An 11,064-nucleotide genomic window follows, 5' to 3' on the forward strand; every position below is an offset into this window, starting at 1 on the left:
CAGCTCCGCAAAAAACCGGTTTTTGTGGGCGGGCGCCATTTTCTCTTTACATCTTGTGCGCTGCCGTGCTAGAATATAGAAGATGGTGTTCGTATGACCTATTTTCCCAAAGTTTGTTTCTGAATAACGTAGCACAGTTAATTCACGCTTTTGAGGAGTTTCCGATCCATGTCTGACTTCGATGTTGAGTTCCAGGAGCCTTCGCTGGCCGTAGCAACTACCCGTGCGCCTGAACCACAGGATGCAAGCGAACCGACTACACCGTCACCTTTGCGCACTCCTGAGGCCTTTGAGGCCTACTGCGCACAGGTGCAGTCACGTTTGGCTCAGTATGCCCAGCAAAGAGCCAACTTTTTGCTTACGGCACACGATCGTCTGACCCGGCTGCTCGCCACCGCGCGCGCGGTTGAAGACAACAATCTCTACAACGAGTTGTTGCAATATCAGATGGCCACAAAAGAGCTGCTCGATGCGCTCTCACAGGTCACCGACGGTGCAGCGCTTGCGTCGCTGCCTCACACGCCAAAATCCTACTCTCTGCCCTCCGAACAGGGGAACAACAACCTCTTCCGCGAGCGGACAGAATTTTCGCCCCGGCCCTTTACACCTCTAGCCCGCACAGAGGGTCGCCCGACCTCTTCACCCTTTGTGGCAGCCCGTGTCCCACGACATCCCACACGCCCCTTGATAGAGATCGAGGCGGAAGCGGCTCAGATGCGCGAAGACCTCAAAGTGTGGAAAGAGCGCTTCCCGCTTCAGAAGGAGAACGGAGAGCTGAACATCCCCAATATAATGCGTCTTCGGGCTATGGCCTTCCGCATGCGGAAACTGGAGGAGGAGGCTGGCGACACCGAGGTGACCGAGGTGACCGAGCTTCGCAAGGAGATCCAGCAACTGCTTGAAGAGGCCGGCGATAAAGAGTACTGTGTGGCCTTCGACTATGACCTCGAGCCACGCCCCCTTCCCAACCAGTGGGCGGAGCTGGCCGAACGTCAGGAGGAGACGGCACGCGCCCAAGAGGCTTATGAGTGGTGGATGGCCCACAACAATCAGCTTACCGTCTCTGACCTACAGCCGCTGGCCGAAGCCGTAGCGGCCACCCAACAAAAGTTCAATCGGATGCTTTTCCGCGTGGGCGCGCGCGATCCTTACCAGCAGATTCTCTTCGACAACCTGCGCGCTTGGGCCCGCGAATCGCAATGCTATCTGTTCAGCTTGCGCCCTCGTGTGCCCATGGCCGAACTGGTGGATAAGGCATCGCGTCTCGAAAGTGCCTGGGAGCAAGCTCGTATTCCGGTGGAGGCGGCCACACGCCGTGCTGCCGTGGTGGATAACCTTGTGGCGCTTGTCTCCGATCCCAACTTCGGTTCCGATCCAGAGCAGGATGAGGCGCGGCTGCATGAGGCCTTACTGCGCTGCCAAAGCATAGGGGTCTCCGCATTGGATCAGCGTCTACGCGATGCGCTTGCGCCCTGGGTCTCCTTCCTGGAGAGCGATCCGCGCCTGCGTGAGGTGCTGCGTGAGGCGAGCATGGAGTGGGATAGACGCATTAACTCGGACTATGAAGAATCCACTCCAAACTCCGCGCAAGAGCTGTCTGAGGAGGACTTGGAAGCCGTTCGCGCCGAAACCCGCGGCAAGCGCCTCACCCTTATCGGCGGGTTACCACGAGAGGAGAATCGCCGCCGAATTCAGGAGGCCCTGGAGCTTGCCGAGGTGAATTGGCCTGAGATGCGTCCTTCCACCTTGCTCAGCCATTTCGAGCACGACATTCAACAGACCGACATCGTGGCGTTAAGCCTGCGCTATAGCCGAAAAGAGTGGCGTGGCGTCGCCGACATCTGTGCGCGAGAGGGCAAGCGTTTTGTGCTGTTGCCTAACGGCTTTGGCCTTGCCGATCTCGTTAAGGCGTTACAGAGCCAACCACCTCAACCCGTAACAACCGTGCGGCGTCGCACCACGCGAACAGTGGCCGACACAGAATAGTGTATCTCTCGTTAAGAACACATAGGCCCTGCTTCCTTAGAAGCAGGGCCTTGTCTTTAGCACTTGACTTCGGCTTTAACGAACGCCTAGCAGTATCTCCATGGTGAGTTGATCGAGTTTCTCGTAAGCATAGCCACGCTTGCCGAGGGCGACACGGTCGAACTGCATCTCCAGGATGCGTTGGGCGTTGCTGGGCGAGTAGGAGCGGATGAGACCGCCAATGCCCTCCGGATCGGCGTTCAGTTCGTGAAGCAGGCCTTGAATTTCGGGGTCCGTGTTAAACCGCTCGGCCTTCTCTTTGAGGATGAGGTAGGTACGCATGCAGCCTCGAGCGAAGTCCCATACTCCCTCTTCATCCTCGGTACGATAGGCGTGGGCATCGAAATGGCGCATGCCCTCATAGCCGCTCTCCTCCAGCAGCTTCACCAAGAAGAAGTTGGCCTTTAAATCCTCCGCGCCGAACCGGTAATCTTGGTCATAGCGTCCGATTTTCTGGCCGTTTAGGTCTATGTGGAACAGTTTGCCGGCATCAATGGCTTGGGCCACGGCGTGAACGAAGTTGAGGCCTGCCATGGTCTCGTGGGCATATTCCGGATTGAGGCCAAACTTTTCGGGGCGGTTGAGCGTGGCGATAAAACCGAGCGCCGCTCCCACCACCGGCAGGTAGATGTCGCCACGCGGCTCGTTCGGTTTCGGCTCTATGGCGAACTTGAAGTTATAGCCCTTCTCGATATCGTATTCGGCCAAGAAGTTCAAACACTCCCGATAGCGCTTAAGCGCCTCGCGCGCGTCTTTGCTCGCATCGGTCTCTACACCTTCTCGGCCTCCCCAAAACACGTAGACCTCCGCGCCCAGTTCGGCGCCGAGGTCCATGGCGCGCATGGTCTTTTGCAGGGCATAAGCGCGAACTTTTGGGTCGTTGGAGGTAAAGGCACCGTCTTTAAACACGGGGTCGAAGAACAGGTTGGTGGTGGCCATAGGCACCCGCATGCCGTAGTCGTCGAGAGCCTTCTTGAATTCGGCCACAATGCGATCGCGCTCGGCTGCCGTGGCATCTATGGGCACCAGGTCGTTATCGTGCAGGTTCACGCCGTAGGCGCCTAGCTCGCTCAGTTTTTTCACAATGTAGGTGGGTGACAGAGGCTCGCGAACGGCATTTCCAAAGGGATCGCGCCCTACATTGCCTACGGTCCAAAGCCCGAAAGTGAATTTATGGTGTTTTTGAGGGGTATAGTCGCTCATCTTTTGCCTATTCTACCCGGCGGAGACGCCGGGGTTTCTCTCCTTTCCGTCGCAGGGATTTTTCCTTATAAAAGATTCGTGGTATCTGCCGTATTCTCCTGCTTAACATTTTGAAACCTTGGCGGGAGGTGTATTCGCGCAAACGTCTCCAAAGAAACGCGGCTCGTGTTGAAGGCCGGTTAGGTGACGAAGTCAAATGCCGGAGCCGTTGGCGGGGGTGTTGAGGGGGGCGGGGCCGGCTCGGACTTACCTTGCAGTGTGTCGAGCGCCCGTCTTCCCCAGTACTCTTGTGGAAAATCGTGGGCAAGAGCCTCTAGGGCGGTCTTGTCTGTCGAATGAGGGTTCGTTTCGCATTGAAGTCTGCCTACCCAGTACCGTACACGGAGGCTCTCGGGTAAAAGCGTTTGCATGCGATGTAGTGCCTGCAACATGGTGGCTCTATCGTGCTTTTGGGCGGCAATGCGGGCGCCTAAGCAGAGCTTGTGCGCAAGATGGGTGGGTGTTTGCGGCAAGGTACGGATGGCTTTAAGCGTCTCTTCCGCTTCCTCATAGCGGCCAAGACCCAACAGCGCTTCCGCTTTATGCAACAGGAACAATGAGGTGATGAGAGAGGAGGCGTTTTTATATTCATGAAGGCAGTAGTTACTGCGTGCCAGCGCATTGTCATACCATCCGCGTTGGAGAGCGGAGGCGATCAGCACGTACTGCACGTCAGCATAGCGTCGAACCAACACAGCGCGACTGAGTGGTTTTGTGGGCAGTAAGAAGCTTTCACAGAGGTCGAGCGCTTCTAGATAGCGCTCCTGCAAGATAAGCGCATGAATGTAGTACGACATGTTTACTTCACCCTGCAGGGAGGCCAGTGAATCCGCCTGTTGCAGATGTTTAAGCGTTGTTTCTCCTTGTTCGAGCGCCAAGTAGATGCGTGCCAAACGGCGGTGGAGGAAGGCCTCATCGGCGCGAGGCGGGGTTTGTGCAAGCGCTTTCGAGAACCACGCATGGGCGCGCCCATAATCCCCGGCATTAGCAAAACAGAGGGCGATCCATTGGCTAATAAGCCATGGTGCTCTGACCAACAGAAGGGCTACTGGAATGAGGACGATGAAACCCAAAGGCAGGCTGTTAAAGAGATAGGCCACAAGGAGCGCCCCCGCGGTTGCCCAAAGGGCCGTGTTCGCCGTAAGAGTCCACACGGTTTTGGGCGTTCTGCTGTGGCTGAAAGTGGCGCGCAGGGCGCAGACGAACGCGAAGAGGGAGCCGAGCAGATAGGCTAGAAGAAGAGGGAGGGCTATGGAATGCAGCGGGGCGATGTGCGGCACGCCAAAGAGCAGAAGTGGCAACACGGCGATGGCGCCGAAGGCCGGTAAGAGAGATGGAGGTTGCCATCGCATGTTGGCAGCTTTGGCAATAAGGAAAGGAATTGGCAGCCAGCAGAGCAGAGTAAAAGCGAAGAGCGCTCCCTGAACGAAATGTCGAATCGTTGCTTTCTGTTCGGGTGTGAAGGGAACGGGGTTGGGGCGCGAGGCGCTCGCCGTCGCCGATGCTGTTGTGGCTACCGGCTGATGGCCTGCATGAAAGTAGGCCTGGCGTGTTTGTAGGGTGAGGCTGGCGGCATAACTCATTCCGAGGCAAAGCACAAGGAAGATCGCAGCCATGCGCAGGCGAACGAGGGGTGGAGCGAGCAGATAGCGCGCATTGACGGCCTCGCTGGTTCGCCGAAAGAAGCCTACGATTAAGATCATCCAGAGATAGGGGGAGGGCATTTTGAGCGCCCAAAGCAGGATGATAATGAGAACGCCCTTCCACAGACCAGGGGAGAAGACGGTGAAGATGTGGGAGCCGTCTAGCGGTGGGAAGGGAATGAGGTTAAACAGATTGATGAGAAAGCCCACATTGGCCAACGCGAGCCAAAACGGGCTGTGGGTAAGCCAGCCTATAAGCAGGCAGAAAAGAGCGGCCAACATGCCCGCTGCAGGGCCACCGGCCCCGCTTTCCGATTGGATGGTGGGGTCTTCGGGAAACTTTTTGAGAAAGATGACGGCCCCCACGAAAGGGATGAAGACCGGTGCAGACTGTTTAAGCCCTTTTCGCCAGTTGACGAACACGTGCCCTAGTTCATGAATTAGAATGCATAGCCCTATCCCCACCCCGAATTTCCAGCCGAACAGCCTGGTATCGGCAGCGATGAAGAGCAGCATAGATGTTAGGGTTGCAAGCACCTTGCCGAATTTAAGCAGCGCAAGAAACGACTTTAGCTTAAGGACTAGAACTGCCAATAATCCGACAATCCCTCCACGACGGCGTTGGAGTAGGGAGGGTGTTGTTGTCGGCGAGATGGATTGTGGAGGAGGGCTGTCTGTTGGAGGGGCAGAGATGAGCGCACCGCAGTAGGCACAGCGTACTCCGCCGGGAAGATTGTTCTTTTGGCAAAAGGGGCAGAACATCTCTGGTTTCCTCCTCAATAGTCATAGATGATGTCTTGAATTCTCCGTGCTATCATCCGCCCCACGCGGCGCCCAGTGAACATCCAGAAGAGGAAGTTGATGAAAGCGGAGAGCAGGGCGAAGTGGGTTATCAAAATTTCGAGGAGCCAGAAGACAAGTCCCACGCCGATGCCGATAAGGGCACCTTGATCGGGATCGGCATCTATGGCACCGAGTAGGAGGCCCAGCAGACTTCCGGCGATGCCGAACACTACGGCAAGCACCAGGGTGAGGATGAGGATAAATACCCACTCCGGCCCATTCCAATTCACCATACTAAAGATGGTGAACCAGAAGATGTTCCAGAATGTCCACCATTGTCCGTACAAAGCGCCCCAGCCCAAGCCGCGGACAAGGCGGGTATTAATGGAGGGATGTTGGTCGGCAGCGGCCGATTGTGGGTTATAGACTAGGCCGGGAGCGCTTGGTGGGTAGGCAGTGCCTGTCGGTGTCGGGTAGATCGGAGAGGGCTGTACTGGAGGCTGTGGGTAGGGTTGAGGAGGCGGCGAGCCGCCGAGCCACTGGGCTTGGTAAAGCGGCGGGCTAGCGGTGGGCGACTGTTGTAGGGGTACCGATGTTGGTTGTGAGGGATTCGCGTTCGCCAACTCCGTCTGCAGCTTCGTAAGGGCCGCCTGTGCTTGGGCATGATGGGGGTCTATGGCGAGAACGCGCTCGAAGGCGGCCTTTGCCTCCTCCTTACGGCCGGCCTGATAGAGGCCAACGGCGAGGTTGTACTGAAAAGTGGCGTTGGCCGGCTGCAGTTGGGTGGCCTGTGTTAACATGGGGATACCGGTCTCGAAATCCTTTTGTCGGCAATGGGCAATGCCGAGGTAGGTTGCGGTCAAGGCATCGTTGGGGTTTTGCTGCAGGGCCTGGTTTAAGAGGTCTATGGCTTGGGCAAGATGGCCTGATTGCAGGGCTTGAATGCCCTGACCGGTAAGGGATGCGTTGCTCGTGTCCATCGTTCTCTCTCAAAGTAACAGATTTGGCCTTTGTATGCTTTTGATGGAAGCGATGTTGTGCAGGAAGTTCTAGATAGTAACGAGAGATTCCTTCTTTTTGGAGGACAATTTTTAAATAGAGGTGAGATGGTGAGAAATCAAGGATATGCATGGGTAGCTCTTGCGCCCTCTTCCATCTTATGTTAAAATCCGTATGTGGCTAAGGGTGTACAACGGCCTATACGTAGCGTGTGTAATACAAGTGACAATAGCGCCTACTAGCACAACGTTGGATAGAGAACTATGGGGCCTATAAGCGAACTTTCAGGAGAAAAAGATGTCCTTACCCAAACAGCGTGTCATTCCCGCGCTTCGCATCACCGATGATGTCTTAAGCAAGGCGTACTATGTTGAGAAGCTCGGTTTTTCTGTGGAGTGGGAGCACCGCTTCGAACCGCATCTTCCGGTATTCATGTCCATTTGTCGCGATGGCATGCGGTTATATTTAACCCAACATAGCGGAGATTGCGAGCCGGGAGGTCTCGTTCATTTTGTTGTGGAGGATGTGGCCGCCTTATATAAGGAGCTTCAGGGGCGAGGGGCGGTTGTGTGTCACGCTCCCAACGATGGTTTAGGTTTTCTCTGTATGACCGTGCAGGACCTTGATGGAAATAAGCTCCGTTTTATGGAGCCGCCGCCAAACCATCCCTCGGATAGCTGAGCCTCTGGCTGCATCCGTGGGCTAGTGTACTATGGGTACATCTAGAGCGAACAAAGGGGATCGGCGCCGGATGGCGAAGTGCTTAGTTAGGTGGCTATCGTTTTCGCCGTCTCCGTCAAAAAGTGCGCCGAGTTCAGATGATGATGGAGGAAATAGGGGTCTGCTATCATGTAGAGCGATGTAGGTAAAGTGATAGACTTCTGGCCTGTATACAGTCTTGAGAGAGAAATGCACAGCAAGCTATAGGGGGTGTGCGATCAAGAATCACTACAGACTTCGTAAAAGTCTGAAATTCATAGTCCAGAGTGTAAGCAGCTTTTAGCCGTTCTGTAAACATGCGGCAGATCACAAGGGTAGATGGCTGAATTGTAAATTGTACAAGTAGGGGCGCTGGCGTGTCAAGAGATACCTGGAATAAAAACAGCTAAGCGCAAAAAAACGTCGGCCTCTACCGAAAGAGGGAGGGTTTCAAAAGACTTAGGCGATCCCAGAACCCATCGCCTAAAGCGCCGCTTATTCGTTTTGAGAAGCTAGACCATTGGCCCCGCTGTTGGAAGCCGACTGGAGGGGAGTGTGTGCTAGCGCGCCGGTGAGGCGGGCAGCTTTGGCAGGAGCCATCCCCTCTAAAATAGAGGCCACTTTGCGCTCGTCCATCTGCTGTAGCAGCACTACCACCTCGCTTTCTGGAAGCTTGTCGAGAATCTGGTTCACTTTCGGCGCATCCATCTTGCTGTAGATTTCGGCCAAACGCGCCATTTGAGCCGGATCAAGCGGAGGGGGTGGTGGAGCGACCGATGAGGCTTGCAGAGCCTTCTGCTTCTGCCGTTCCCATGCAGCGCGCTCCTGTTCAAAGGCCTGCTGCTCTGCCTGCAAAACCCGCTGCTGCTGGGCGAGCTGTTCGGCTGTGAGGGGCGAGCCGGTCGCTGCCGTTTTGGGCGACGGCTTTTTCAACGGCCGAAAGCCTGAAAGCCGCGCCACCGTGCCGAGAGCGCCCTTTTCACCTGCCCATTTGCGCGCCGGTAACACACCCATTTTGGCCAGACCAAAAGCCGCTCCTAATGCAAGGCAAAGCAGACTAAACGGAATAAGAATCATCCACCACTTCTTCATTCCGATTTCACTCCTTCCGCATCGCTAAGGGCTAGGGGGGTGTTGGCCCAACATGCCGAGAATGCGCCGCACATAGTTCTGCGTTTCCGGATAGGGCGGGATGCCGTTGTACTTCTGAACCGCGTGGGCGCCCGCATTGTAGGCCGCGAGGGCTAAAGGCAGACTGCCGTTGAATTTGCGAAGCAGACCCGCCAAAAGTCGCGTGCCGGCAGCGATGTTCTGCTCGGGGTCAAAAGGATCGGTAATGCCAAACTCCTGTACCTCTTCCGGCATGAGCTGCATCAGGCCCATTGCGCCTTTATTGGAGACCTCTTTCGGGTTGCCGTCCGATTCTTGGGCGATAACGGCGCGAACGAGGTTTGGCGAGAGACCGTTAATGGCCGCATATTTGTTGATAAGCCCCTCGATGTAGGGGGCGAAGCGGGGCGCTGTGGGCGCCGAGTTGGCGAGAGCGGCCTGCAAAGTGAGAGGAAACGGGGAGATCGGCGTTGGGGGCGAACCTGCCGGAGTCGTTAAGCCCGAAAGGGCGCCGGGCGTTGGTGCCGATGCAACAGCCGGTGCAGAAGGGGGATCGGTGAGCATCTGTAGGCGACTTTCGATCTGCTGGACTCGGGCCATAACGGCCTCTAAATGGCTCATCATGGTTAGGCTGCCTCCTCCTGATGTGTTAGTGGCGAGAGGGGGTGCGTAAGGTTGTGCCGCATGACCGCGAGATCGTCTATAGCCTTCTGTTCAAGCTGAAGCAGTAGCATCTTGTGGTTGGTCAACTCCTTGTCGTATAGCTTTTCGACCACCTCACGGGCACGGCGGGCTTCTACGAGTGCCGCCCGCTTCTCATCCACCACGATCTGGGCGGCATCTAGCCTGCGCTGCTGCTCTGCCATTGCCGCCTGAAGCGTTTGGAGGTATCGCTCTCGATCGGCGATGGAGGCGGCATCGAAACGCTCACCGGGAAGGGCGCCTGGGCGAAGCGCCAGCGTTTGCTCGAATTCAGCGCGCAGTTGGTTAAAGCGTGTCTGAGCAAGTGCAAGTCGCCCCTGGGCGGCGGTAAACTCCTGCTCGCGCAGTTGCTCTATTGTGTGACGGTAGTTTAAAAGGGTCTGTAAGCGAAACTTAAAGCGTCGCATAGTGTAAAAATGACGGTACAAAGGCCTATTCAGAAAAATGTTGCTGAAAACAGCCTCGTTTTAGAATTATCGGCGCGTTTATTGCGTAAAATTAGGATGGAGGTTCGTTTGAACGGCAGTAGCCTAACGAAAAAGCAGGCCGTTCAACGTAACTGCTCCTACAATCTGCTTCTCCTAAACCCGTCTCACGCATTCGCCGACCTCGTAAGCTACTGCGGCATACAATAGGTGTTTTCTTCTGGGTGGCTTCCGTGTGCTTTGACTAACCGGAGCGATAGACTGTTTGCCAACGCTATAGGAGGAAGAAAACAATGGCGACAAGAATGTGCGATGTGTGCGGGATTCGACCGGCCACGGTGCGGGTGCGCGTTCGGCGTGACGGCCGTGAAACCTACATGAACCTCTGTGAGGCCGACTATGCGCGGTTTCGGCAACGTGAGCAGAGGCACTATTCTCCTTTTGAATCGCTTTTCGGACGTGGGCTGTTTGAGGAGTTTGAGGATATTCTCAGTTCCTTGCGCTCTCCAGAAGCGGACTGGCCTCTCGGAGGCCGAGTGCCCACCGCGTCTTCGGATGACCGCAATGCGGTAGACATCTCCCGCTATTTCAGCGAGCAGACCAAAGAGCTGCTGCAGGAGGCCGCCGAAAAGGCTGCCGAGTGGGGCCAGCCGGAGGTGGATACGGAACATCTGCTCTATGTTCTGGCGGATAACGAGGTGGCACAGGCCATCTTCAAGCAGTTTCGCATCTCCCCGACCGATGTAAAGGGCTATCTGGAGCACAACGCTCCCCGCAACGAGAAGCCTTTTGAAGGCAGAGAGCTTGGCGTCTCTCCCCGCGTAAAGAGCGCTTTGGAGCAGGCTTTCATCGCCTCCCAAGAGCTTGGCCACAGCTATGTGGGGCCGGAGCATCTGCTGATCGGACTGCTGATGGAGCAGGATGGCATCGCCGGCGACCTGTTGCGCAAATACGGCCTTACTCCCCAGGCCTTGCGCCAGCAGACGATGAAGATCGTGGGGCAGGGCGCCGAAGAGGGCAAAGTAGAGACCCCGAGCAACACACCTCATCTCGATAAGTATTCGCGTGACCTTACCCAACTGGCGCGTCAGGGCAAACTCGACCCCGTGATCGGCCGCTCTAAAGAGATCGAGACCACCATCGAGATTCTAGCCCGGCGCAAGAAGAACAACCCGGTGCTTATCGGTGAACCCGGTGTGGGCAAAACCGCTATTGTGGAGGGGCTTGCACAGCGCATCGTCAACCATGAGGTGCCGGAGGTTTTGCGTGATAAACGCCTGGTGGAGCTGAACGTAAACTCCCTTATTGCCGGCTCGAAATATCGTGGCGAGTTTGAGGAGCGCATCAAGCAGGTGCTTGACGAGATCACCGCCCACTCCAACGAGATCATTCTCTTCATTGACGAGCTGCATACCATCGTTGGAGCCGGTTCTACT

The 11,064-nt window shown here is 56.1% G+C and carries 9 protein-coding genes; 3 read left to right on the plus strand and 6 right to left on the minus strand.

All coding sequences use genetic code 11. From position 1 onward, the window contains the following. The first annotated feature begins 168 nt into the window (after nt 1-168). Nucleotides 169-1,986 (plus strand): hypothetical protein, encoded by a 1,818-nt coding sequence (locus tag VKV29_RS09110; protein WP_324200997.1) that lies wholly within the window; start codon nt 169-171, stop codon nt 1,984-1,986. 75 nt (nt 1,987-2,061) lie between these two features. Here VKV29_RS09110 and xylA read toward each other — a convergent pair whose 3' ends face one another. The 3 genes from xylA to VKV29_RS09125 all read right to left on the minus strand — a co-directional run bounded on the left by xylA (nt 2,062) and on the right by VKV29_RS09125 (nt 6,673). Continuing rightward, nucleotides 2,062-3,228 carry a xylose isomerase gene (gene xylA / locus VKV29_RS09115; RefSeq protein ID WP_324200998.1) on the minus strand — a complete coding sequence of 389 codons (1,167 nt, stop codon included), beginning with the start codon at nt 3,226-3,228 and terminating at the stop codon, nt 2,062-2,064. A gap of 179 nt (nt 3,229-3,407) precedes the next feature. Further along, entirely contained in the window at nt 3,408-5,672 is a 2,265-nt protein-coding gene (locus VKV29_RS09120; RefSeq protein WP_324200999.1) for a hypothetical protein, read from the minus strand. 14 nt (nt 5,673-5,686) lie between these two features. Continuing rightward, nucleotides 5,687-6,673, minus strand: a complete 987-nt coding sequence (locus VKV29_RS09125; protein WP_324201000.1) for a tetratricopeptide repeat protein — start codon at nt 6,671-6,673, stop codon at nt 5,687-5,689. A gap of 316 nt (nt 6,674-6,989) precedes the next feature. Between VKV29_RS09125 and VKV29_RS09130 the strand changes: the two genes are divergently transcribed. Then, complete coding sequence (locus VKV29_RS09130; protein WP_324201001.1) at nt 6,990-7,373, plus strand: glyoxalase superfamily protein; 384 nt, start codon at nt 6,990-6,992, stop codon at nt 7,371-7,373. A 513-nt stretch (nt 7,374-7,886) separates the two neighbouring features. On the opposite strand, the gene VKV29_RS09135 is transcribed toward VKV29_RS09130, so the two are convergent. From VKV29_RS09135 to fliJ, 3 genes are read right to left on the minus strand one after another with little or no spacing between them, the layout of a single operon-like run. Then, entirely contained in the window at nt 7,887-8,483 is a 597-nt protein-coding gene (locus VKV29_RS09135; protein ID WP_324201002.1) for a MotE family protein, read from the minus strand. A 24-nt stretch (nt 8,484-8,507) separates the two neighbouring features. Next, nucleotides 8,508-9,125, minus strand: a complete 618-nt coding sequence (locus tag VKV29_RS09140; protein WP_324201003.1) for a lytic transglycosylase domain-containing protein — start codon at nt 9,123-9,125, stop codon at nt 8,508-8,510. Nucleotides 9,126-9,127: 2 nt separating this feature from the next. Further along, the gene (fliJ, locus tag VKV29_RS09145; protein WP_324201004.1) at nt 9,128-9,631 is read right to left on the minus strand and encodes a flagellar export protein FliJ; all 504 of its coding nucleotides are present in this window, start codon (nt 9,629-9,631) and stop codon (nt 9,128-9,130) included. A gap of 290 nt (nt 9,632-9,921) precedes the next feature. On the opposite strand from fliJ, the gene VKV29_RS09150 reads away from it, so the two are divergent. Further along, on the plus strand, nt 9,922-11,064 hold a 1,143-nt coding region (locus VKV29_RS09150), incomplete at its 3' end, for a Clp protease N-terminal domain-containing protein (RefSeq protein WP_324201005.1).

The sequence above is a fragment of the Chthonomonas sp. genome (assembly GCF_035294165.1).
Taxonomy (GTDB): domain Bacteria; phylum Armatimonadota; class Chthonomonadetes; order Chthonomonadales; family Chthonomonadaceae; genus Chthonomonas.